Origin of the sequence: Schauerella aestuarii, from assembly GCF_009866805.1 — a bacterium.
Lineage (GTDB): Bacteria > Pseudomonadota > Gammaproteobacteria > Burkholderiales > Burkholderiaceae_B > Schauerella > Schauerella aestuarii.
Window position 1 is genome coordinate 93,809 of record NZ_SIZW01000037.1, and the last position, 22,565, is coordinate 116,373.

At 63.7% G+C, this 22,565-nt stretch carries 20 protein-coding genes; 8 read left to right on the forward strand and 12 right to left on the reverse strand.

All coding sequences use genetic code 11. From position 1 onward, the window contains the following. Positions 1-40: 40 nt before the first annotated feature. On the reverse strand, positions 41-892 hold the full coding sequence (nadE, locus tag EYW45_RS01160; protein ID WP_161133545.1) for an ammonia-dependent NAD(+) synthetase: 852 nt from the start codon (positions 890-892) through the stop codon (positions 41-43). Positions 893-1,179: 287 nt separating this feature from the next. On the opposite strand from nadE, the gene EYW45_RS01165 reads away from it, so the two are divergent. From EYW45_RS01165 to EYW45_RS01180, 4 genes are all read left to right on the forward strand, one after another. Further along, positions 1,180-2,406, forward strand: a complete 1,227-nt coding sequence (locus EYW45_RS01165; protein WP_161133546.1) for an ABC transporter substrate-binding protein — start codon at positions 1,180-1,182, stop codon at positions 2,404-2,406. Positions 2,407-2,481: 75 nt separating this feature from the next. After that, entirely contained in the window at positions 2,482-3,354 is an 873-nt protein-coding gene (locus tag EYW45_RS01170; RefSeq protein ID WP_161133547.1) for a branched-chain amino acid ABC transporter permease, read from the forward strand. 2 nt (positions 3,355-3,356) lie between these two features. Next, the gene (locus tag EYW45_RS01175) at positions 3,357-5,279 is read left to right on the forward strand and encodes a branched-chain amino acid ABC transporter ATP-binding protein/permease (RefSeq protein WP_161133548.1); all 1,923 of its coding nucleotides are present in this window, start codon (positions 3,357-3,359) and stop codon (positions 5,277-5,279) included. 15 nt (positions 5,280-5,294) lie between these two features. After that, positions 5,295-6,020: an ABC transporter ATP-binding protein gene (locus EYW45_RS01180; protein WP_161133549.1), complete on the forward strand. Its 726-nt coding sequence runs from the start codon at positions 5,295-5,297 to the stop codon at positions 6,018-6,020. 91 nt (positions 6,021-6,111) lie between these two features. Here EYW45_RS01180 and EYW45_RS01185 read toward each other — a convergent pair whose 3' ends face one another. The 8 genes from EYW45_RS01185 to EYW45_RS01220 all read right to left on the reverse strand — a co-directional run bounded on the left by EYW45_RS01185 (position 6,112) and on the right by EYW45_RS01220 (position 14,192). Next, positions 6,112-6,645 (reverse strand): GAF domain-containing protein, encoded by a 534-nt coding sequence (locus EYW45_RS01185; RefSeq protein WP_161133550.1) that lies wholly within the window; start codon positions 6,643-6,645, stop codon positions 6,112-6,114. After that, a complete protein-coding gene (locus EYW45_RS01190; RefSeq protein ID WP_161133551.1) occupies positions 6,642-8,057 on the reverse strand; it encodes an MFS transporter in 1,416 nt (471 codons plus the stop codon). The genes EYW45_RS01185 and EYW45_RS01190 overlap by 4 nt, the downstream gene beginning before the upstream one ends. Before the next feature lie 14 nt (positions 8,058-8,071). Then, the gene (locus EYW45_RS01195; protein WP_161133552.1) at positions 8,072-8,518 is read right to left on the reverse strand and encodes an aconitase X swivel domain-containing protein; all 447 of its coding nucleotides are present in this window, start codon (positions 8,516-8,518) and stop codon (positions 8,072-8,074) included. Continuing rightward, positions 8,499-9,761 (reverse strand): aconitase X, encoded by a 1,263-nt coding sequence (locus EYW45_RS01200; RefSeq protein ID WP_161133553.1) that lies wholly within the window; start codon positions 9,759-9,761, stop codon positions 8,499-8,501. The genes EYW45_RS01195 and EYW45_RS01200 overlap by 20 nt, the downstream gene beginning before the upstream one ends. Beyond that, a complete protein-coding gene (locus EYW45_RS01205; protein ID WP_161133554.1) occupies positions 9,758-10,756 on the reverse strand; it encodes a 4-hydroxyproline epimerase in 999 nt (332 codons plus the stop codon). The genes EYW45_RS01200 and EYW45_RS01205 overlap by 4 nt, the downstream gene beginning before the upstream one ends. Positions 10,757-10,895: 139 nt before the next feature. Continuing rightward, positions 10,896-11,798 (reverse strand): dihydrodipicolinate synthase family protein, encoded by a 903-nt coding sequence (locus EYW45_RS01210; RefSeq protein ID WP_161133555.1) that lies wholly within the window; start codon positions 11,796-11,798, stop codon positions 10,896-10,898. 81 nt (positions 11,799-11,879) lie between these two features. Beyond that, positions 11,880-13,154, reverse strand: coding sequence for an NAD(P)/FAD-dependent oxidoreductase (locus EYW45_RS01215; RefSeq protein WP_161133556.1), 1,275 nt, complete (start codon positions 13,152-13,154; stop codon positions 11,880-11,882). Positions 13,155-13,286: 132 nt separating this feature from the next. Continuing rightward, positions 13,287-14,192 carry a GntR family transcriptional regulator gene (locus tag EYW45_RS01220; RefSeq protein WP_202444529.1) on the reverse strand — a complete coding sequence of 302 codons (906 nt, stop codon included), beginning with the start codon at positions 14,190-14,192 and terminating at the stop codon, positions 13,287-13,289. A gap of 81 nt (positions 14,193-14,273) precedes the next feature. On the opposite strand from EYW45_RS01220, the gene EYW45_RS01225 reads away from it, so the two are divergent. Then, positions 14,274-16,985 carry an excinuclease ABC subunit UvrA gene (locus EYW45_RS01225; RefSeq protein WP_161133557.1) on the forward strand — a complete coding sequence of 904 codons (2,712 nt, stop codon included), beginning with the start codon at positions 14,274-14,276 and terminating at the stop codon, positions 16,983-16,985. Between the two features lie 39 nt (positions 16,986-17,024). After that, positions 17,025-17,942: a DUF808 domain-containing protein gene (locus EYW45_RS01230; RefSeq protein ID WP_161133558.1), complete on the forward strand. Its 918-nt coding sequence runs from the start codon at positions 17,025-17,027 to the stop codon at positions 17,940-17,942. A gap of 51 nt (positions 17,943-17,993) precedes the next feature. Here EYW45_RS01230 and EYW45_RS01235 read toward each other — a convergent pair whose 3' ends face one another. Further along, a complete protein-coding gene (locus tag EYW45_RS01235; RefSeq protein WP_161133559.1) occupies positions 17,994-18,569 on the reverse strand; it encodes a hypothetical protein in 576 nt (191 codons plus the stop codon). Between the two features lie 281 nt (positions 18,570-18,850). Here EYW45_RS01235 and EYW45_RS01240 point away from each other — a divergent pair, with 281 nt between their 5' ends. Both EYW45_RS01240 and EYW45_RS01245 read left to right on the forward strand, forming a co-directional pair. Continuing rightward, the gene (locus EYW45_RS01240; protein ID WP_161133560.1) at positions 18,851-19,180 is read left to right on the forward strand and encodes a DHCW motif cupin fold protein; all 330 of its coding nucleotides are present in this window, start codon (positions 18,851-18,853) and stop codon (positions 19,178-19,180) included. Between the two features lie 73 nt (positions 19,181-19,253). Further along, positions 19,254-20,564, forward strand: coding sequence for an SLC13 family permease (locus EYW45_RS01245; RefSeq protein ID WP_161133561.1), 1,311 nt, complete (start codon positions 19,254-19,256; stop codon positions 20,562-20,564). Here EYW45_RS01245 and EYW45_RS01250 read toward each other — a convergent pair. Further along, positions 20,561-21,265, reverse strand: a complete 705-nt coding sequence (locus EYW45_RS01250; protein WP_161133562.1) for an HAD family hydrolase — start codon at positions 21,263-21,265, stop codon at positions 20,561-20,563. The two genes, EYW45_RS01245 and EYW45_RS01250, sit on opposite strands and share 4 nt — an antisense overlap. Before the next feature lie 21 nt (positions 21,266-21,286). Beyond that, entirely contained in the window at positions 21,287-22,540 is a 1,254-nt protein-coding gene (locus tag EYW45_RS01255) for an aspartate aminotransferase family protein (RefSeq protein WP_202444539.1), read from the reverse strand. Positions 22,541-22,565: the final 25 nt, after the last annotated feature.

A 22,565-nucleotide genomic window follows, 5' to 3' on the forward strand; every position in this document is an offset into this window, starting at 1 on the left:
CGCAGGGCCGATGGCTTGGGCGCGCATCGGCCTCCATCGTTCAGATCGCAGGATTTTCGCCAGGGCTTACCGGCAGCGCACGCTTGTGCGCAGTGGCACGATAGGCGCGCACGATCGTTTCGGCTGCCGTGGGCGACACCTCTCGCCCCTCGAGAAAATCGTCCAGGGTGTCATAGGGGAGCCCGAAGGCATCTTCGTCGGCACGCTGCGGTGACAACGATTCGAGATCGGCAGTGCGCACCTTATCGATCAACGCCGCAGGCGCACCAAGATGCCGAGCCAACGCGCGCACCCGCCGTTCGGTCAACCCGGCCAGCGGTGTCACATCGGCCGCCCCGTCGCCATGCTTGGTGAAAAACCCCATCAGCGCTTCGGCCGCATGATCGGTACCGATCACCAAGGCACCGTGTGCGCCGGCAATCGCGTACTGCGCAATCATCCGCTGGCGTGCTTTCACGTTGCCGATCACGAAATCCTGGTGCGCCTCGTCGCGATACACCGCGTCGGTGCTGAGCGCATGGCGCAGCGCATCGGTAGCGGGCTTGATATCCACGGTAAGCGCGCGATCGGGCGCCACGAAGCGCATGGCCAGTTGCGCATCTTCCTCGTCATGCTGGCTGCCATAGGGCAAGCGCATGGCATAAAACGTCGCGTCATGACCCTTGCCGCGCAGACGTTCCACCGACAGCTGCGCCAGGCGCCCGGCGGTCGACGAGTCGACGCCGCCGCTGATGCCCAGCACATAGCCCCGCAACCCGGTGCGTTCGAGGTAGCTGGCCAGAAACGCCACGCGGCGCTCGGCTTCGTCGGCCGCATTGAAGGTCGGCTGTACGTCAAGCGCCGCGATGATGTCGGCCTGCGACGAGGTTGAGGGCAGCTTAGGGGATGTCATAGACGGACCTCATTCTTAAGAAGGATCGGCAAACAGCGCAGGCAAACGTAAGGATGACGTAAGCGCCCAGGCCCGAAAGCCGCATGGATAAAGGCTTTACGGCACAGCATACGGGATTTCCCTGAGCGGGTTTCCGACATTGAGACTGTTAAATACTGTGTCTATTATGTGTGCCGGTAAGCACGATTCATGGAGAACGCTCCCTCACCTTATTTCAGTTTTGTCGCATTCGCATTCGCTTGACCAATCTCGCATCAAAAGCAGTCCAAAACACAACGGAGACAATGATGAGATTCGAGTTCAAAGTGCTGACGGCCAGCTTGCTGCTGTCGATATCGGCTGGCGCCGCATTTGCCGCCGAGCCAATCAAAATCGGGGTAACCGGCCCCTACACCGGCGGGTCTTCTTCCATGGGCGTAAGCATGCGCGATGGCGTGCGTCTGGCGGCGGAAGAAATCAACAAGTCGGGCGGCGTGCTCGGCCGGCAGATCCAACTGGTCGAACGCGACGACGAAGCCAAGAACGAACGCGGCGTCCAGATCTCGCAAGAGCTGATCAACAAGGAGCAGGTCGTCGCCACGGTGGGCTACATCAACACCGGTGTGGCGCTCGCCTCGCAACGGTTCTACCAGGACGCGAAGATCCCGGTCTTCAACAACGTCGCCACGGGCAGCGTGATCACGCATCAATTCAATGCGCCCGAGTTCAAAGAAAGCTACGTGTTCCGCAACGCCGCCCACGATTCGATTCAGGCGCCGATGATCGTGGATGAGGCGGTCAAACGCGGCTTCAAGAAAGTCGCCATTCTGGCCGACTCCACCAACTACGGTCAGCTGGGTCGTGACGATCTGGAAAAAGCCCTCGACAAGAAAGGGATGAAAGCCGTCGCCGTCGAGAAGTTCAACATCAAGGATGTGGACATGACGCCGCAACTGCTGAAAGCCAAAACGGCCGGCGCAGACGCGGTGCTCACCTACGGTATCGGCCCCGAACTGGCCCAGATAGCCAACGGCATGGCCAAGCTTGGCTGGAAGGTGCCCATCGTGGGCAGCTGGACGCTGTCGATGGCCAACTACATCGACAACAGCGGGAACAACGGTGAAGGCGCGCGCATGCCGCAAACCTTCATCCAAGATCCCAACACGCCCAAGCGCAAAGCGTTCATCGACGCCTACCTGACCAAGTTCAAGCCCAAGAACGACCGCATCGATTCGCCGGTGTCGGCCGCCCAAGGCTACGACTCGATCTACCTGCTGGCCGCCGCCATCAAGCAGGCCGGCTCGACCGATGGCGTGAAGATCCGTGAAGCGCTCGAGGATCTCAAGACGCCTGTGGACGGCGTGGTGATGACGTACGACAAACCCTTCACCAAGGACGACCACGATGCCATCACCGGCAACATGGTCGTGATGGGCGAAGTCAAGGGCGGCAAAGTGGTTTACGCCTACCCCGAAGATCAGAAGGCGGCCGGTGCCGCCCGCAAGAAAGAGACGGCAGCCGTCACCACCAAGTGATGCGCGCCGCAGCCTGAGTCGTACGACCCGCCCCGCTTCGTCGGGGCGGGACCGGTTTTCTATCGCGGGAATTCCATGATTCTTCTACAGCTCATCTACAGCGGCATCGCGCTGGGCATGATCTACGCCGTCATCGCCTTCGGCTATCAGCTGACGTTCGCGACCTCGGGTACCCTGAACTTCGGTCAAGGCGACGCCCTCATGCTGGGCGCCCTGGTGGGCCTCACCCTGGTGGGCATGGGCGTGAACTACTGGCTGATGATCCCCCTGGTCTGCCTCTTCGGTGCCTTGCAAGGTGCCTTCGTCGAACGCATCGGCGTGCGGCCCGCGTTGAAAACGCGTTCCGAGTTCGGCTGGATCATGGCCACGATCGCGCTGGGCATCATCTTCAAGAACGTCGCCGAAAACGTCTGGGGCCGCGACGATCTGCGCTTTCCCTCGCCCCTGCCCGAATCGCCCATCGACGTGTTCGGTGCCAACGTGCTGCCGATGGAAATTCTCGTCGTGGTGGGTGCACTGGGCATGATGCTGCTGGTCGAAATCTTCAACCGCAAATCCATCTACGGCAAAGCGTTCGTCGCCACGTCTGACGACCGCGACGCGGCGGGCCTGATGGGCATCAACACGGGCCTCGTCATTACCTTCTCCTATTCGCTGTCGTCGTTGACGGCCGCATTCGCCGGCGTGCTCATCGCCCCGCTCACGCTCACCGGCGCCACCATGGGCGCCGTGCTGGGCTTGAAAGCGTTTGCGGTGGCGATCATCGGCGGGCTGTCCAGCGGCACGGGTGTCGTGGTGGGCGGCTTGATCCTCGGCATCGCCGAAACCACCACCGGCTTCTATCTGTCCACCGGCTACAAGGACGTGCCCGGACTCGTGCTGCTCCTGCTGGTGTTGACCTTCAAACCGGCCGGCCTGTTCGGCAAGACCGCTATCAAGAAGGTTTGAGTATGAAAACACGTACCTGGATTTTCGGCGCCGTGGCCTTGCTGTGCCTGGCGCTCTTCCCCGTCGCGGTCACCAACACCTACTACCTGCACCTCGTCGAAACCATCATGATCTATTCCATCCTGCTGTTCGGGCTGGACATCGTGGTGGGCTACACAGGGCAGGTATCGCTGGGACATGCCGGGCTGTTCGGCATCGGCTCGTATGTGGCCGGCGTGCTGTTCTTTCACCTGCAAGTGCCGATCTATTTCACCTTGCCTGCGGCCATCCTCGTGGCGGCCGCCTTTGGCGCCATCCTGGCGCTGCCGGCGTTGCGCGTGACCGGACCTTACCTGGCGATGGTGACGCTGGCCTTCGGCACCATCATTCAGATTCTCATCAACGAGATGACGTTTCTGACCGAAGGGCCCATGGGCATCCGCATTGCCAAGCCTTCGATCGCAGGCTACGTGCTCGACAAGCAGCAGTACTTCTGGCTGGTGGCAATCCTGCTCGTGCTCTCGCTGATCGTCGTGCACCGGATACTGAAATCGCATCTGGGCCGGTCGTTCGAAGCACTGCGCGACAGCCCCATCGCCTCCGATTGCATGGGCGTCTCGGTCTATCGCTACAAAGTGATCGCTTTCGTGATCAGCGCGGGATTTGCCGGGCTCGCAGGCGGCCTGTACGCCTATTCCGAGCAGTACATCTCGCCCAACACGTACAACTTCGAACTCACCATCCTGTTCTTGCTGGCCATCATCATGGGCGGCCGCAAGACGCGCACCGGCGCCATCCTCGGCGCCTCCATCATCGTGCTGCTGCCCAAGATGCTGGACGATATCGGCACCTTCCGCGTGATCGCCAGCACCGTGGCCATCGTGATCGCCGTGGGCGCCGCCATCGCCATTTCGAAGGGCCGTTCCACGGCGCAGCGCATGGCGATCCCGGTGGTGGGCACGATCCTGCTGGCGCTGTTTTCGTTCTGGCTCGAATCGGTCACCGATTGGCGGTTGAGCATTTTCGGCGTGATGATCCTCTTCGTCGTGTACTACCTGCCCGATGGCATTGTGGGCTTTGTGCGCAACACCTTCTTTTCCACCAAGCGCGCGGCGCTGTCGGTCAAGAAGCGTCTGCCGGAAGACGAGGCCGTCATCGCCAAGACCGAGCGCGTGGCAGGAGAAGAATTGCTGCTGGCGCGCGGCGTACTGATGCAGTTCGGCGGCCTGAAAGCGCTCAACCAGGTCGACCTGATCGTGCGCCGCGGCACCATCCACGGCTTGATCGGCCCGAACGGCTCAGGCAAGAGCACGATGATGAACGTGCTCACCGGCATCTATGTGCCGACTGCCGGCACGGTCGAATTCGCCAACAAATCGTTGGTGGGTCTGGCACCGGCGCAGATTGCGGCCAGCGGCGTCGCACGCACGTTCCAGAACGTGCAACTCTTCGGCGAAATGACCGCGCTCGAGAACGTGCTCGTGGGGCTGCATCACACGTTCAATACGGGTCTGGCCGGCATCGCGCTGCGCACCAGGCGGTGGAAGGACGAAGAAGCCGGGGCGCGGGCACGGGCGCTGGCACTGCTCGAATTCGTGGGCCTGGAAGACGTCGCGGCTGAAGAAGCCCGCAACCTGCCGTACGGCAAACAGCGCCTGCTCGAAATCGCCCGCGCACTGGCACTGGACCCCAAGATCCTGCTGCTCGATGAACCTGCAGCCGGCCTGACTTCGCCCGACATCGCCGAGTTGCTCACCATCATTCGCAAGCTGCGCGATCACGATCTCACGATCATCCTGATCGAGCATCACATGGATGTGGTGATGGGCGTATGCGATACCGTTTCGGTCCTGGACTTCGGTCAGAAGATCGCCGAAGGCCGGCCCGCCGAAGTGCAGGCCAATCCCAAAGTCGTCGAAGCCTATCTGGGCGGCGCGCCCGTCTGATCAAGGAAATCTGCGATGTTATCGATCAAGAAACTGGAAGCAGGCTACGGCAAGGTCAAGGTGCTGCACGGCATCGATATCGAAGTGCCCAAGGGACGCGTGGTTACCCTCATCGGCTCCAACGGCGCCGGCAAGACGACCACCATGCGCGCCATCTCGGGCATGATCCGCCCCACCGCAGGCGAAGTGAGCCTGAGCGGCAAACGGATCGACGGGTTGGAGTCGCACCGCATCGCGCGCCTGGGCATGGCCCATTCGCCGGAAGGCCGGCGCGTGTTCCCCACCCTGACCGTGACGGACAACCTCACGTTGGGCGCCTTTCCGCGTCTCACCGGCGCACGGGCGCGTGGCGACGTGCCGGGCGACCTGAACCGGGCGATGGATCTGTTTCCGCGTTTGAAGGAACGGCGTACGCAGTTGGCCGGCACCCTGTCCGGCGGCGAGCAACAGATGCTCGCGATGGCGCGCGCGGTGATGCAGAACCCCGATCTCGTGCTGCTGGACGAGCCGTCGATGGGCCTGGCGCCGATCCTGGTGGAAGAAGTGTTTCGCATCATCGCGCGCTTGAAGAGCGAAGGCGTGACGATGCTGCTGGTGGAGCAGTTTGCCGCTGCCGCGCTGAACGTGGCCGATTACGGCTATGTGCTGGAAAACGGCCGTATCTCGGTGCATGGCGATGCCGAGAAACTCAAGCACGATCCGGCCGTGGTGGCGGCGTATCTGGGGGGTGGCGGGCACTGACCCGCCACGCGGTCGCGCTGGCGCACGGCGCGACGCCTGCCCGGGCATCGTGGGTCGCCCGCCGTTGCGAGCGACTCGGTTGCCTCGGTCGCTACACGCTTTCCAGCGCGTCACCCAGATCATCGGGTGACGGCATCGACGCCTTCACCGCAAGCAATGGCGCGGCCATCAACTGCGCAAAGATCGCGGCAATGCCGAGATCGGCGGTGTCGTAGGCGCCCGGGCCGTCCAGCAGATTCAGCACGCCCACCACATGGCCATCCGCGCGCACCGGAATGTTGAGCACACTCTCGCACCCCTTCTCGATCAGCAAGGCATGCTCGGAAAATACCGATCGGATATCCGCCGCGTTCGAGCCGATATAGGGCTCGCCGTCTTCCAGCACGCGCTTGACCCACGCGCTTTGCGTCACGCGCTTAGCGCCGCCGGTGGGGCTGATGTCGGCACGGTTGCTATACGGCCTCAACATGAGCCGGGCATGCGCGTCGTAGGCCAGCACGGTAAACAATGTATGGCCAAACGTCGCGGCCAATGCGCGATCGAGCGCCGGCCAAGCCGCGTCGGGTGCGCCGGATTGGAGCGTCTTGGCCAAGGTGGCAAGGGTATTCGAAAGATCGTTGCTCATCGGGAGGTCCGCGCAGTGGAGGGTGAAAGTGCGGCGGCAGCGCCGGATGAGGCGCCCTCGCCGGTGATGTCTTCAAGGGTGCGGCCGGTGGTGTTCACACCGAAAAACAGCACCGCCAACGCGCCGGTCAACAGCACCAGCGTGGTCATGCCGAACACGCCGGCAAAGCCCAGGATCGGATAAATGAAGCCCACCAGCGTTGGCGATGCAATCGCGCCTAGGCGCGCAAACGACGAGGCCGCGCCCATGCCCGTGGCGCGCACGGCGGTGGGATACAGCTCGGGGGTGTAGGCGTACTGCCCGGCATTGACGCCATTCATCGAAAACGACAGGCAAATGCTCGCCACGATGACCCACATGGGTTCTTTCACGAACACCAATGCGATCGCCGAAAGGCATGCCAAAAACATATACGTGACGATGGTGGCGCGCCGCCCGATCTTGTCGTTGAAGTAGGCTGCGGAGTAGTAACCCGGAATCTGCGCCACGTAGATTGCAATGGAGTACGAAAAGCTCTTCGTGATCGTCATGCCCTGCTGCACGAGCAGGCCCGGGATCCACGTAAAGAATGCATAAGAGCAAAACGTGATCGATAGCCAGAACACCCACGTCATCGCGGTAATACGGCGCAGGGGCTTGGCCCACAACACGCCCAGATTACTCAGAAAAGATCCTCGGGGTTTGCTCACATCGTCGCCCGGTCCGGCCGATGCGGGCACCGATTCGAGCGTGACGCCGCGATCGGTGATCTCGCGCTCGATTGCGCTCACCACCGCATCGGCTTCGCGATGGCGGCCCTGGTTATCCAGCCAGCGCGGCGACTCGAGCAATGCACGGCGCCACCACAGCAGAATCACCACGGGCACCGCCGTGATCACCAATGCCCAGCGCCAGTGATCGACACCATTGGGGATGATGAAATAGCCCAGCAAGGCTGCGGCCACGAAGCCGAACGAGAAGAACCCCGCCAGCGCACCGGTAAAGCGGCCGCGGTAGCGGCTCGCCACGAACTCGGACAGATACGGCGCGATGATGGCGCCTTCCGCCCCCATGCCGATGCCGGCCAGCACACGAAAGAAGAAGAACAACTGCCAGTTATGCACGAAGGCATTGGCCATCGTCATCGCGCAGAAGATGAAGAGCGCCCACATCATCACCACGCGCCGGCCAAACCGGTCGCCCAGGAGGCCCGACAGCAACGCGCCCACCAGAAAGCCGATATAGGTGCTGCTGGCCACCAGCCCCGTCTGCAGGCTGGTCATTCCCCACTGCTCGCGGATGACCGGCAGGATGAACGCGATGATGCCCGCGTCCAGCGCTTCGAACGCGAAGCCCAACCCGCCCATGATGAGCATGCGGAAATGAAAGGCGCTGAAGGGCAGCCGTTCGAGCCTAGCCGTGATGTTCGACACGTTTCGCTCCTGCTTCAAGGTAAATCGATCGTGATCCGCGCGGCCCGGCTGTCGGCGTCGACCGCGATCACGCAGCCGTCACCCGCCTGGCCGATGGCATCCCATGCGGCCGCATCGACAATGACCACCGGCACGTCGATCGCATAAAGCTCAGAGGCCACGATGCAGCCGAGCGCGACGATGATGTCGCGCTCGCGCATGATCACGGCAGCCGGCGCCTGCCCGTTGCGTATCGCTTCGGCCAACACGCTGCTGCTCGAACTCGAACCTTTGGCGGTGGCCATCACCATCACGCGGCCGGCAAGCGATTGCCCGCACGACGGATGGCGTTGCTCGACGATCAATCCCGTGGCGGCGTCGTAGCCGCCCCAGAAACTGAGCGGCGCAATGGATGCGGCAGGCCCGTGGCCATGGCCGGCGACCATCGTCGTGGCCACGTATTCAGTGGGTGATCGCGGCATCGAACCAGACCTCCCCAAGCACTGCCGACCGCACGCATTCGCGCAAACTGCCGTATGCCACCTCGACCCCGATATTGGCAGGTGCGTAGTGCGCCCATTTGCCGGAGTTGGTCATCACCAAGCCGCGCGTCTGTTTCATGATGGGTGTGATGTAGGTACAGGTATCGGTCACGATCTGCACCCCTGTCTGCGCCAATGCACTTGCGCGTCCCGCCTGCTCCAACTCCCAAAGGATGTAGCGGCTGGTATTGACGTAAAAGTCGGTTCGCAATGGCGTCGGCTCATCGCCCAGCAGCGCTTCGAGCGCTGCAAATTCGGCCAGGGAGAAATGGGGCGTGCCAACGCTCACGGCCGCGAGCGGATCGCCGGCCTGGGCGGTATTGAGCGTGCGCCGTACCGCGTCGAGATCGCCTGCCGTGACCTGCCATGCGGTGCGCGGGGCGCGACCGCCACACGCGACCTCGAGGGTAGGCGCTTCCGGCGTGATGCCCACGGCATGAAACAAGCCGACCGCGCCGCTGGACGCGGCCGACGCGCCCAGTGCCTTCAACTCGTCCTCGGTGGTGTCGAGCGGCAACCCCACGATGACAGCGACGTGGCTGCCGGCGCGGGCGCCTACGATCATGCCTAACGCGGCGTACAGCATGTCGCGACCGGCTTGTCCCACCGCGATGCCGGACACATCGATGCGCACTGTGGCATAGCGGTTTTCAGTCACATGCAAGCCGCAGTGCGGCGCACGGCCGGTGAGGGCCGCGCACAGGTCGAGGAAATCGCCATAGCGATTGGTGCGCGCGCCCAGCACCGAATTGGCAAACACGATGGCGTTCGATTCGGCCCAGGCGATCTGTTGGCCGAGCACAGGGCGATGCGCCAGTTGATAAGGCGCGCACGTAAACGTCGATTCGCAGCCCAACGCCAGATGCGCTTCCATCAGACGCCGCCCGTTGGTGCGCAATGCGTCGTCGCCACGAAACAGCTCGGGATGAATCAGATCGATCGAGCCCACATTGAGCGTCGTGGGAATCACCACGCGGCCTTGGCCCGCCACGAGCCGATCGACGAAATCGAGACTGGCTTGCCCGTGATACAGGCAGCCGTCGATATGCGCGCTGCTCACGTCGATCAGTTGCGGAGCGCCCATCACGGCGGCCGACCGGATCAGCACCCGCATCGCAAGTGCAGCTGCGTCGCCGTGCGCCCCGTCGCGCATCGCGATATCGGCAGGCGAGAGATCGATCATTTGAGGACGAAGCCCATCGCGAGCGGATCGCGGGGGTCGACGAAGATCGTGTTGTGCCCGGTGACGCGCGCCCATCCTTCGATGGTGGGCACGATGGCGTCGCGCCCGCCGACCGTCGTGCGTTCGATCGCGGTGCCGGTAAAGAGCGTATGAATAATGCTTTCGTGCACGAACGGCACGCCGATGTCCAGTCGGCCGCGGCCCACCAGTTGCGCCAGCCTTGCCGACGTACCCGTGCCGCAGGGCGAGCGATCGATGGCCTTGTCGCCATAAAAAACGGCGTTGCGCGCATCGGCCTCGGGGAGTGTGGCGCGATCGGTCCACATCACGTGCGACAGACCCTTGATGCTGGGTTGCTCGGGATGGACGAAGCTGTATTTCTCGTTGGCAAGCCGGCGGATCTCGGGGCTCAGGCGCTGGATATCGGCGGGCGTGAGCGTCTGCAAACCGACGTACGCGGGTTGCGGCTCGATGATGGCGTAGAAATTGCCGCCGTAGGCCACATCGAACCGGATGTTCCCCAGACCAGGCACCTCCACGTCGAGGTCGGTATCGTGCAGATACGAGGCCACGTTGGTGAGCGTGACCGACGACACGAAACGCCCGTCCATCTTGTAGCGCGCCACCACCAGACCGGCGGGTGTATCGAGCCGGATCGTACCGGGCTCCCGTGGGCGCACCAGCCCGTGCTCGATGGCGGCGGTCACCGTGCCGATCGTGCCGTGCCCGCACATGGGCAGGCAGCCGCTCACTTCGATAAACAAAATGGCGGCGTCGCAGTCGGCGCGAGTGGGCGGATACAGAATCGATCCCGACATCACGTCGTGGCCGCGCGGCTCGAACATCAACGCGGTGCGGATCCAGTCGTACTCGCGCTCGAAGTGAGCGCGCCGCGCAATCATGTCGGCGCCTTCGAGCCGCGGTGCGCCCCCTGCCACCACACGCACGGGGTTGCCGCAGGTATGTCCGTCGATGCAGAAAAACGTGTCGACCATCTTTGCTCCGAAATGATGCTTCAGTTTCAGGCAACACGACGCCACTCAGCGCCGCTGTTTTCAGTTTCAGGCAATACGACGCCACTCAGCGCCGCTGCTTCCAACCGGCGCCGTCAGGCTCACCGTCGCGCGCCTCGGGTCAGCGACTGCGCGCCGCGAGATCCGCCTGCGTTTTATTGATCACCGCAAGCACGCGTGCCCGCTCCTCGCCTTCGAGCGGCAAGCGCGGCGCGCGCACGGTCTCGGAAAATCCGGCGTATTCCTGCTCAGCCAGCTTGATGTACTGCACGAGCTTGACGTGCGTATCCAGGTGGAACAGCGGCGTCAGAATGCGGTAGAGCTTACGTGCCTCATCGTACTTTCCGGCCACTGCCAGGTTAAGCAACTCGACCGACGCTTCAGGCAGCGCATTGGCCATGCCGGACACCCACCCTTTCACACCCAGCGCCACGCTTTCCAGCACGAGGTCGTCCACCCCGCAGAACACGATGAAGCGATCGCCGAATTGGTTGAACAGATCGGTCACGCGGGTGGTGTCGTAGGTTTCTTCCTTGATGCAGACGATGTTGGGTTCGCTTTTGAGTTCTTCCAGCAAGGCAGGCGTGAGATCGACGCCATAGCCGCGCGGGTTGTTGTAGAGCATGATCGCCAGCTTGGTCGACTGCGCCACACTGCGATAGAAGGCCACCGTTTCGCGGCCATCGGATTTATAGGTGAGCCCGGGAAACACCATCAGCCCATCGATACCGATCGCTTCGGCATCGCGCGCGAATTGCATCGCGGCTGCCGTACTCGTCTCGGCGCAGCCTGAGACGATGGGCACACGACCGCCTACGGTGTCGCGTGCAATCGTCAACACGCGGCGCTTTTCTTCCGGGCTGAGCGAGGCGTTCTCGCCCACCATCCCCATCATCACTACTCCGCCGACACCGCCGTCGAGCAGGCGTTGCAGGCCTTTTTTGATGGCCGCCTCATCCAGCGAGCCGTCGGCCTTCATCTTGGTCGTGACGGCGGGAAACACGCCGCTCCAGTTAACGTTCATGGCATCGTCCTATGAGAAAAGCGCAAACATCGAATCGGAAACGTCGTCCATCGAGGAACGGCGTTGCGGGTGAGGCGTCGGTCATCGTGAGAATCGGGATATGGCATAGGGCGCGAGGTCGACGCGGGGCGTGCGGCGCATCAGTACGTCCGCCACGAGCGCCCCGGTCGTGGCCGACTGCGTCAGCCCCAGGTGGCCATGGCCAAAGGCATACACCACTGCGTTGGCCCGAGGCGAGCGCCCAATCACCGGCAGCGAATCCGGCGTGGCGGGCCGGTGCCCCATCCAACGCGAAGCGCCCTGCTCGTTCATCCCTGGAATGAACCGGCGGCCCAACGCCAACAGCGCATCGGCGCGCCGATAGTTGGGTGGGGCACGAAGTCCGGCAAATTCGGCCGCGCCGCCGATACGCAAGCCGATATCCAACGGCGTGGCCACGAACTTGCGCTCAGCGAAGATCACTTCGCGCGCAAGCATGGCGGTAGCCGCAGGCAACGTGGTGTTGTAGCCGCGCTCGCTATCGAGCAGCACGCGATCGCCCAGGCTGCGTGCAAGCGTGGCGGACCATGCGCCGCCGGCCACCACAATCTGCCGGCCTGCAACACGCTGGCCGCCGGCGAGCACGGCGGCAGGTGCGTCGCCCACCAGCACATCGAGCTGTGCCGCCTCGCCCTGAATCAAGGTGGCACCCAAGGCCACGACGCGCGCACGCCATTGCGTAACCAGTGCTCGGGGATCGCTCAGGTGCGCCCAATCCTCCAGCATCACCGCGTGCTTGAACACTGGCGCCAAGGCCGGCTCGAGCGTGCGCAGATCGGCTACCCCGAGCGCATGCCAGCGCACGCCCAGTTCGCGCTTGAACGCCCACTCGCGGGCGTCGGCGGCAAACGCCGCATCGGTTTCGTACACCGTCAGCGCACCGCGGCGGTAGAGCGCGTTCCGCATGCCAAGGTCGTCCAGCACGGGCAAAAGATCGTCATAAACGCGATTGTTCAACGCGGCCAGCGCATGCGAGATGGCCGCATAGTGCTGCGGCCGGTTCACCCGATTGAAGGCGAGAAACCATGGCAGCGCGCGCGGCAAATGGGCCGGACTCAGGCGCAACGGCCCCAGCGGATCGATCAACCACTTGGCGGCCTTGAAATACAGGCCCGGTACGGAAATCGGGGTGCTTTCACTGACCGCGATGCCGCCGGCATTCCCGTGCGAGGCCCGGTCGCCCTCAAAATCTCGATCGATGATGGCCACCGACAGCCCCTCGCGCAGCGCCGCATGTGCGCAGGCCAGGCCGATGAGGCCGGCACCCACGACAACGACGTCGTGGGGTGAGGCGCTCGAGGTCGCGGTGCGTTTCATGTGGGACACATTATCCTGGATCCAATATACATTGAATACGGGTTTGCCCTAGCCGGGCGACCGAGGATGCCCGACTGGTCAGTGGCACACCTATCGCGGCATGCCCATGTTTCGGTACCTGTGGGGCAGCTGCTACGCCTGCTGATGCGCTTCCAGCGCCTGGATCAGATGTGCGGCCGCGGTGAGGATATGGGTGTTGAGAAATGCCGTGGCCGCCGGCACATCACCCGCGTGACAGAGCCTGAGGATTTCGCGGTGCTCGCCTTCAGCATCGGCGAAGTCGCCCGTTACCAGCAACTGCAGTCGAATATAGCGATCCGTTTGCAGGTTGATCCCCTGCACGACCGCCATGGTCTGCACACGCCCGGCCGGGAGGTAAAGGCTGCGGTGGAACGCCCAATTCAGTTGACCCCACATGGCCACATTCTTGGCGTGATAGGCATCCTCAAGCTGCTTGAGGATCGTGGCCGACTCGGCCAGACTGGCCTCGGTCATATGCGGAATCGCACGCCCCAGCAAGTCGGATTCGAGCAGGGCCCGCAATTCGAAGAGCTCTTCGATCTGCGCCAGCGGGATCGACGTCACCACGGCACCCTTGTGCGCCTTCAATTGAATCAAACCCGACGCCTCGAGCTGCCGCAGGGCTTCGCGCACCGGCATCCGGCTGACTTCGTACTCTTCGGCGATGGTTTCCTGAATCAGCTGATCGCCCTCGCGAAACTCGCCGTTAAGGATGCGTTCGCGCAGGGAATCCGCCAGGGTTTCAGGTAGGCTTTTGCGCTTGATGCGCAGGCTGGCTCTTTCAGGCTGAAGGGCAGGCATGTTGATTCCGTGTCTCGTGGACGTCTTATTTATTGGTGTGGCCGGGCGGGAAATATCGGTGCAGCCGTTCAGGAAGCGGCCCGCGCCGCCCCAGGCCTGCAGGCCAACCTTTGGCCCTTGCCCGCAACATCGATTGTAGAGGGGAAGCGGTATGGCGCTATGGATCCAATATTCTGGATGAACAAATAATATCGACAAACGCAGGGCGAGGGTCATTGGGGAATACACGCGGCGTGCGATGGGCACGCGCCGTGCATCGGCAGCCCCTTAGCCAATCATCAACGGGGAGACCGCGTCGTGAGCAAGCCTGCCGCACCGCATCCGCAACACCACGCAAAAAGCCGCGAGGGCTTCGTCACCGTGCGGGGTGCGCGCGAACACAACCTGAAAAACGTCGCTGTGGATATCCCACGCGATGCGTTGGTGGTGTTCACCGGCGTATCGGGTTCGGGCAAATCGTCGCTGGCATTCGGCACCCTGTATGCCGAAGCGCAGCGCCGTTACTTCGAATCCGTGGCGCCCTATGCACGGCGCCTGATCGATCAGGTGGGTGCGCCCGAAGTCGACAGCATCGAAGGCTTGCCGCCCGCTGTGGCCTTGCAGCAGCAACGTGGCACCCCGAACGCGCGGTCCTCTGTGGGCAGCGTGACCACGCTGTCGAGCCTGGTGCGCATGCTGTATTCACGCACGGGGACCTATCCGGCGAAACAGCCGATGCTGTATGCCGAAGACTTCTCGCCCAACACGGTGCAGGGTGCCTGCCCCACCTGCCATGGCCTGGGCCGCGTGTACGACGCCACCGAAGCCTCGATGGTGCCCGATCCCAGCCTCACCATCCGCGAACGGGCCGTGGCGGCCTGGCCCACGGCATGGCACGGCCAGAACCTGCGCGACATCCTGGTCACGCTCGGCTATGACGTCGATACACCGTGGAAGGATCTGCCCAAGAAGGATCGCCAGTGGATTCTATTCACCGACGAGCAACCCACCGTACCCGTTTACGCCGGGTTCACGCCGGCCGAAACCCGCACGGCGCTCAAGCGCAAACTGGCCCCCAGTTATCAAGGCACGTTTACGGGCGCCAAGCGTTACGTGCTGCAAACGTTCGCGACGTCGCAAAGCGCATTGATGAAAAAACGCGTGTCGCAGTTTCTGGTTTCCAGCGACTGTCCGCAGTGCCATGGCAAGCGGCTCAAGCGCGAAGCCTTGTCGGTCACGTTTGCGGGTCTGGACATCAGCGAATTCCTGCAGTTGCCGATGGCGCGTCTGGCCGACCTGCTGCGCCCCATCGCGCGCGGCGAACCGGCCGCGTCTGAAGACGACCGTAGCGCCAAGGTCAAAGGCGCGTCGGGGCGCGCCGCTGCGAAACGCACGGCCCAAACCGCTTCGGCCACGCTCAGCCGCGCCGATATCAAGGCGGCAACCGACAAACGCGTGGCCGCCGGCGGATCGGCGCATGCCGCCGCGCCTGACGTGCGGCGCACACCCGTGCAGTCCGAAGAAAAGCGGCTGGCCGCGCAACGCCTGGCCCAGGAGCTGCTCGACCGTCTGGCCGCTTTGATCGATCTCGGTCTGGGCTATCTGGCGCTCGATCGCGCCACGCCAACACTCTCGTCGGGTGAACTGCAACGGCTGCGTCTGGCCACGCAACTCGCGTCGCAGTTGTTCGGCGTGGTGTACGTGCTCGACGAGCCCTCGGCCGGCCTGCATCCAGCGGATGGCGAAGCGTTGTTCGAGGCCCTGCAACGATTGAAGGCCAACGGCAACTCGCTCTTCGTGGTCGAACACGATCTGGAAACGATGCGGCGCGCCGATTGGCTTGTGGACGTGGGCCCGGCAGCCGGCGAGGCCGGCGGGTACGTGCTGTACAGCGGCCCGCCTCAAGGGCTGGCGGATATCGAGGCGTCGCAAACGCGGCGGCATCTATTCGCCGAGCACGCGCCGATCGCGCACGCCGCCCGCACGCCCACCGGATGGCTGCGCTTGGCCAATGTGACGCGCAATAACCTGCACAAACAATCCGCAGCGTTCCCGCTCGGCTGTTTCACCGCCGTGACCGGTATCTCGGGGTCCGGCAAATCGTCGTTGGTGAGCCAGGCCCTGCCGGAACTGGTGGCCGCTCATCTGGGCCGCACGCTCGAGAACGACGACGACGAAGACCGCGATCCCTTGTTCGCCGCGGGCCCGCAAACCGTGTCGGGCCATATCGAAAGCGGCATGGACGACATCCGCCGCCTGGTGCGCGTGGATCAAAAGCCGATCGGGCGCACGCCGCGCTCGAACCTCGCCACCTACACCGGCCTCTTCGATCACGTGCGCAAGCTGTTCGCCGACACGCCCGCCGCGAAGAAGCGGCGCTACAGCGCAGGCCGCTTTTCGTTCAACGTGGCAGCAGGCCGCTGCCCCACCTGCGAGGGCGAAGGCTTCGTCAGCGTCGAGCTGCTGTTCCTGCCCAGTGTGTATGCGCCCTGCTCCACATGCCACGGCACGCGCTATAACCCGCAAACGCTGGAAATCATCTGGCGCAACAAGAACATCGCGGATGTGCTGGCCTTGACCGTCGATGCCGCATGCGACTTCTTTGCCGGCGAACCGCAGGTCATGCGCGCCCTGGATGTGCTGCGCGATATCGGCCTCGGCTATTTGCGCCTTGGGCAACCGGCCACCGAGCTTTCGGGCGGCGAAGCCCAGCGCATCAAGTTGGCCACCGAACTGCAACGGCCGCAACGCGGGGCATCGTTGTATGTGCTGGATGAACCCACCACCGGCCTGCACCCGGCCGACGTCGACCGCCTGATGCTGCAGTTGCAGCGGCTGGTGGACCTGGGCAACACGGTGATTGTGGTCGAACACGATATGCGCGTCGCGGCGCAGAGCGACTGGATCATCGATATCGGCCCGGGCGCAGGTGAGGCGGGCGGCACGACCGTCGCCTGCGGCGCCCCCACCCTCATCGCCAATCACACCGAGAGCCGTACAGCGGCCTATTTGAAACACTACACGGCGTAAACTCGCGCCCACGCACGACCAACCCCCGGGGATCCCATCATGGCAGGCAGCAGTTTTTTCGCACTTTTCGACGACATCGCCACGATGCTCGACGACGTCTCGATCATGACGAAAGTGGCGGTCAAGAAAACCGCCGGTGTGCTTGGCGACGATCTGGCGCTAAATGCGCAACAAGTCTCGGGAGTGCCCGTCAACCGCGAGATTCCGGTGGTCTGGGCGGTGGCCAAAGGGTCTTTCATCAACAAGCTGATCCTGGTGCCCGCAGCCCTGTTGATCAGTGCCTTTGCCTCGTGGCTCATCACACCATTGCTGATGGTTGGCGGTGCCTACCTTTGCTATGAGGGCTTCGAAAAAGTCGCGCATAAATTTCTGCACCGAGACGACGACAAGCACGCCGAGCGGGCGCAGGCATTGCAAGATCCGGCAGTCGACATGGTGGCATTCGAGAAGACGAAGATCAAAGGGGCGGTGCGTACCGACTTCATTCTCTCGGGCGAGATCATCGCCATCACTCTGGGTGCCGTGGCAGGCGCCCCTTTTTCGCAGCAGGCCATCGTGCTCTCGGGCATCGCGCTGTTGATGACGGTGGGCGTATATGGCCTGGTGGCCGGCATCGTCAAACTCGACGACCTGGGTCTGTATCTCACGACGAAAGCATCTTCGGTCGCCCGCGGTATCGGACGCGGCATCGTAGGTGCCGCTCCTTACCTGATGAAAACGCTGTCCATCGTGGGGACCGCCGCCATGTTCATGGTGGGCGGGTCGATCCTCACGCACGGCATCCCACCGGTACATCACGCCATCGAAAGCATCACCGCCTCGATGGGCGGCGCCGACAGCATGGGCGCCGTCGTGCAATTCGTCGTACCCACCCTGCTCAATGCGCTTTTCGGCATCGTGGCCGGCGGCCTCGTTCTTGGAGTCGTAATGCTGGTCAAAAAGATGCTGGGACGCTAACCGCCACCTGCAGGGCGACGGGTCGCAACTGAAAGCGGCCGCCTCATTCGCTCAAACGGACGCGGGATCGTTCACGCGCACGGACGTCGCGGTGCGCCGCCGAGGTTGCGGGATCGGACCGGGTTCGGGCGGCGGTGGCGGACGCCAGATACCGGCCGCGATCGCATCCACAGCACGCGCGTCGGCGTCCACGTCGTCCGCGGAAGGGTTATCGGTGAAGTAAGCGCTGCGACGCACGCCGATCCAGGCCGGTATGGCAGTCAGGGCACCGGCAAACAGGGCGGGCAGCATCAACAGCACGAGCCCCATGATGGCGCCCTCGCCCGTGGGCCCACCAAACCGTGCCATCATCACGACCGTCACGGCGGCAGCGCCCACCACGCCGGCAATGGCCCCCACCAGCATCGCGCCGCCCATCGACGGCAGAAACCCGCGGCGCTTGAGCACCGCCAACGTGCCGGCGAAGACCCCGCCGGCCAGCACAGCCGGGATGGCGCCCAGGAAATAGCCCATCAACGCCAGGCGAGGCACCGCGCCCCATTCGCCCGATCCGATCGCAGACGCGATCATCGGGAGTACGGCAAGGATGGGACCCAGCAACACGAAGCAGGTTGTCGCTTTCGCCATCGGGCCGACTGCGGAAGGTGTAGTGTCCATCACCCGATAATGCCGCAAACGACCGAGTACGCCCACAAGCGTTGCAACGCGTGACGCCGTTCTGACTACACCCGGTTGCGCGTTCTCAACCGAATCGTGTACACCCGGGATGCCGTTCTGCATTGTCGAACTTCGATGGATCGAATGCGGCGGATTGGAACCGTCATCCAGATGGCAACCCGTGACGGCGCTTGACGCACACGCCAATCTCCGCGAATGTGATGCCTTTTTCGCACCGGGAAACGTACACCATGCAGATGTCAGACATTCCATTCGGCACGACCGACTGGTCGCAGATCACGCCTACCGAGCACGCTGGCGACACCGGAATGGCTTATTGGCGCACCTGCACATTTGGCGGCATCCGCGTGCGGATGGTCGAATACACACCGGGCTATCTGGCCGATCATTGGTGCGTCAAAGGCCACATTCTGTTGTGCATCAAAGGCGAACTGCACACCGAACTCGAAGACGGCCGCACCTACACCCTCACTCCGGGCATGAGCTACCAGGTGGCCGACAATGCCGAACCGCATCGCTCGTCGACGGCAGTAGGCGCCACGCTGTTCATCGTCGACTGAGCGTAAACCCCGGCGGCCGGTGCGCCGCTGACCTACACTCGCCCATCCCCATTCGAGGTTGAAGGACTGCAGCATGTTGGCGTGGATCGAAAGCCTGCCGGCCATGGCCACCTTACTCACCATCGCCACGATCGCCCTGTGGGCGTCGGGCCGGTTGCCGGAGTATCTGACGGCCCTGCTGTTTTTTTCCGTGGCCACGATTTTCGATGTGGTCGGCCGCGATGTGATCTTCTCCGGATTTTCTTCCGCTGCGTTCTGGCTCATTCTGAGCGGCTACGTGATGGGCATCGCACTGAAGAAATCCGGGCTTGCCGATCGCGCGGCAGGCAAGCTCTCGGTGCATCTCGCAGGCTCCTATCTTCGGGTGACCGTGGGCGTGGTGTTGCTCACCTATGTGCTGGCCTATTTCATGCCCTCCAATATGGGCCGCATCGCACTGCTGATGCCGATCGTCATGGTGCTGGCCGACCGGCTCGGATTCGAGCCCGGCAGCCGCGGCCGCATCGGGATGGCGCTCGCCGTGGGCTTCGGCACCTATCAACTATCGACGTCGATCCTGCCGGCCAATGTCCCCAACCTCGTCATGGCCGGCGCCATCGAAAGCGCCTATGGGCTGCAACTCGCCTACTTGCCCTATCTCTTCCTGCACACGCCGGTGCTGGGCGTCCTCAAAGGTGTGCTGCTCGTCGGCTGCATCGCCGTGTTGTTTCGCGATCCGCCGCGTCGCACGCCGCAGCGCGAACCGGCACGGCCCTTCAGCACCGCCGAAATACGCCTGTGCGTGCTGTTGGCGATCACGCTCGCCTTCTGGCTTACCGACGGCTGGCATGGCATTTCGCCTGCGTGGATCGGTTTGGCGGCAGCCTGCATCTGCCTGCTGCCGCGCATCGGATCGGTCACCGGCGACGAATTCGCGACGCAGGTCAACTTTCGCACCTGCATCTACGTGGCCGGCATTCTGGGGCTGGCTGCCATGGTCGCCGCCAGCGGCCTGGGCGAGCGTGTGAGCGAGGCCGTGCTCGGCATCGTGCCGATCGATCCCGCCAAGCCCTTCTTCAACTTCATGGCGATGACCGGCATCTCGGTCGTGCTGGGCGTGGTCGTCACCGCCAACGGCTTGCCGGCGCTTTACACGCCGCTTGCCGGCACGCTGGCCGATGCCTCGGGGTTTCCGCTTCTCACCACGTTGATGATTCAGGTAATCGGCTACGCCACACCGCTCTTGCCGTTTCAGGCTGCGCCCATCGTGGTGGCCATGGGCATGGGACGGGTGCCGGCGCGGGCCGGCATGGTGCTGTGCCTGATCATGGCGGCCGTTACGTTCGCGGTACTGGTGCCGCTGGATTACCTGTGGTTCCAGGCGATCGGTGCGTTCGACCGCTAGCCCGGCTGCGTGGCATCCACGGCGGCGAGCCGCGTGATCTCCGCCAGCACATCATTCAACGTATCCACCGTGCAATACGCGCCGGCCGCAAGCAGCGCGGCATCGAGCCCCGCTTCGCAATGGCGCGCGCCCACGAAACCGATGACCGGCATGCCGGCTGCACGTGCGCCCGTCACGCCGGCAACGCTGTCTTCCACGACCACGCACCGCTCGGCGGCGACGCCCATCTGCGCGGCGGCGTAGAAAAACACATCGGGCGCGGGCTTGGGCGCGGCCGCCAGACGTGAGCTGTAGGCGTGCGCGCCCAGCCGATCCCATAATCCCAGAATACCCAGCGTCAATCGCAATCGCTCGGGCGAACTGTTCGAGGCCACGCAACGCGCCAAGCCGAGCGCATCCACGCCGTCGAGCAATGGCGTGACGCCGTCGATCGCGCGCAGATCCGAACGAAACAAGGCTTCGAGGGTGGTGTCGTAGCGCACCCGCATGTCATCGGGAAACGGCGTGCCGCGTTCGCGCGCCAGTTGCGCCCACATATCGGTATCGGTGAAGCCGGTGAACCGGCGGCCGATCTCTTCGGACGTAATCGCCACGCCGTAGCTGTTGAGCAGTTTTTCCTGGGCTTGGGCGGCGATGAATTCGCTATCGATGAGCGTACCGTCGCAATCGAAAATAATGAGCTGGGGAGGCAAGGCAGACATGAGGACGGGGGATGATCAGAATCAGAGCGACGTTAACACGTCGTCCAGCGCACTGATCAGTACGTCTGTATCGGCGCAACTGAAGGTCAGTGGCGGGCGGATCTTCAAGGTATTGGCGTGCATGCCGGCCGTGCCGGTGAGCACGTGACGCTGCCGCAAACCATTGACCACTCGTGCGGCTGCCTCGGTGGCCGGCGTGCGTTGTGCGCGGTCCTGCACGAGCTCCACGCCCACGAACAATCCGGCGCCGCGCACATCGCCGATCAGATCGTGCCGCGCGGCCAGCGCGCGCAATCGGCCGCGCATGTAATGCCCCACGTCGGCAGCATTGGCCATCAGCGATTCGCGCTTGACCACATCGAGCACGGCCAACCCGACGGCAGCCGATACCGGATTGCCGCCGAACGTATTGAAGTAGCGTGCCGTGCGGCCGAACGCCTCGAGCACCTCGGGCCGTGCGGCCACGCCGGCGACCGGATGACCGTTGCCCAACGGCTTGCCCATCGTCGCCAGATCGGGCTTGACGTCATGCCGCATGAAGCCCCACATCGCATCGCCCGTGCGGCCCAGGCCCGCCTGCACTTCGTCCGCAATGAAAAGCCCGCCGGCCGCATGAATCGCATCGACCGCCTCGCGCAAAAAGCCCGCGGGATCGGCGTACACCCCGTCGCTCGAAAAGATCGTATCCACCAGCAGCGCTGCGGGGCGAATGCCGCGCGCCCGCATATCGGCAATCGCCTCACGCACACCCTGCGCGAGAGCGGGCCCCACCGCTTCCGGCGTTTGCCGGTAAGTATCGGGGGCCGCCACCGTGCGCACGCTGTCGCCCAGGGTCACGTATTGACCCAACGACGGCGACGCCTGGGCAATCGACAGCGTGACGCCGTGATAGGCAAACCGCGTCACGATGAGCCCGGTGCCGCCGGTGTGCGCCTGCGCGATGCGCAACGCCAGATCGTTGGCTTCGCTGCCCGTGCACGTAAACATGACGTGGCCGAATTCGGGCGGATACGTGGCCAGCAAGGCTTGCGCGTAATCGAGCACGGTGTCGTGCAGATACCGCGTGTGCGTGTTGAGGATGGCGGCCTGCTGCGCCAGTGCGTCGACCACGGCGGGATGGCAATGCCCCACCGAGGCCACGTTGTTGTAGGCATCCAGATACGGCGTGCCGTGGGCGTCATACATCCACACGCCGCGCGCTCGCGTCAGGTGCACGGGCTCCTCGTAAAACAACCGATAGGCCGGGCCGAGCAGCCGCTTGCGCCGGGCCACCATCTCGGCCGCATGGGGATCGCCATGC

What these genes read in the sequence shown, in the direction of transcription:
- nadE (WP_161133545.1), bottom strand. Translation starts at nt 892, where the DNA reads ATGACATCCCCTAAGCTGCCCTCAACCTCGTCGCAGGCCGACATCATC.
- EYW45_RS01220 (WP_202444529.1), bottom strand. Translation starts at nt 14,192, where the DNA reads ATGACCCTCGCCCTGCGTTTGTCGATATTATTTGTTCATCCAGAATAT.
- EYW45_RS01170 (WP_161133547.1), top strand. Translation starts at nt 2,482, where the DNA reads ATGATTCTTCTACAGCTCATCTACAGCGGCATCGCGCTGGGCATGATC.
- EYW45_RS01240 (WP_161133560.1), top strand. Translation starts at nt 18,851, where the DNA reads ATGCAGATGTCAGACATTCCATTCGGCACGACCGACTGGTCGCAGATC.
- EYW45_RS01165 (WP_161133546.1), top strand. Translation starts at nt 1,180, where the DNA reads ATGAGATTCGAGTTCAAAGTGCTGACGGCCAGCTTGCTGCTGTCGATA.
- EYW45_RS01250 (WP_161133562.1), bottom strand. Translation starts at nt 21,265, where the DNA reads ATGTCTGCCTTGCCTCCCCAGCTCATTATTTTCGATTGCGACGGTACG.
- EYW45_RS01185 (WP_161133550.1), bottom strand. Translation starts at nt 6,645, where the DNA reads ATGAGCAACGATCTTTCGAATACCCTTGCCACCTTGGCCAAGACGCTC.
- EYW45_RS01180 (WP_161133549.1), top strand. Translation starts at nt 5,295, where the DNA reads ATGTTATCGATCAAGAAACTGGAAGCAGGCTACGGCAAGGTCAAGGTG.
- EYW45_RS01215 (WP_161133556.1), bottom strand. Translation starts at nt 13,154, where the DNA reads ATGAAACGCACCGCGACCTCGAGCGCCTCACCCCACGACGTCGTTGTC.
- EYW45_RS01230 (WP_161133558.1), top strand. Translation starts at nt 17,025, where the DNA reads ATGGCAGGCAGCAGTTTTTTCGCACTTTTCGACGACATCGCCACGATG.
- EYW45_RS01245 (WP_161133561.1), top strand. Translation starts at nt 19,254, where the DNA reads ATGTTGGCGTGGATCGAAAGCCTGCCGGCCATGGCCACCTTACTCACC.
- EYW45_RS01210 (WP_161133555.1), bottom strand. Translation starts at nt 11,798, where the DNA reads ATGAACGTTAACTGGAGCGGCGTGTTTCCCGCCGTCACGACCAAGATG.
- EYW45_RS01205 (WP_161133554.1), bottom strand. Translation starts at nt 10,756, where the DNA reads ATGGTCGACACGTTTTTCTGCATCGACGGACATACCTGCGGCAACCCC.
- EYW45_RS01200 (WP_161133553.1), bottom strand. Translation starts at nt 9,761, where the DNA reads ATGATCGATCTCTCGCCTGCCGATATCGCGATGCGCGACGGGGCGCAC.
- EYW45_RS01235 (WP_161133559.1), bottom strand. Translation starts at nt 18,569, where the DNA reads ATGGCGAAAGCGACAACCTGCTTCGTGTTGCTGGGTCCCATCCTTGCC.
- EYW45_RS01255 (WP_202444539.1), bottom strand. Translation starts at nt 22,540, where the DNA reads ATGGTGGCCCGGCGCAAGCGGCTGCTCGGCCCGGCCTATCGGTTGTTT.
- EYW45_RS01195 (WP_161133552.1), bottom strand. Translation starts at nt 8,518, where the DNA reads ATGCCGCGATCACCCACTGAATACGTGGCCACGACGATGGTCGCCGGC.
- EYW45_RS01175 (WP_161133548.1), top strand. Translation starts at nt 3,357, where the DNA reads ATGAAAACACGTACCTGGATTTTCGGCGCCGTGGCCTTGCTGTGCCTG.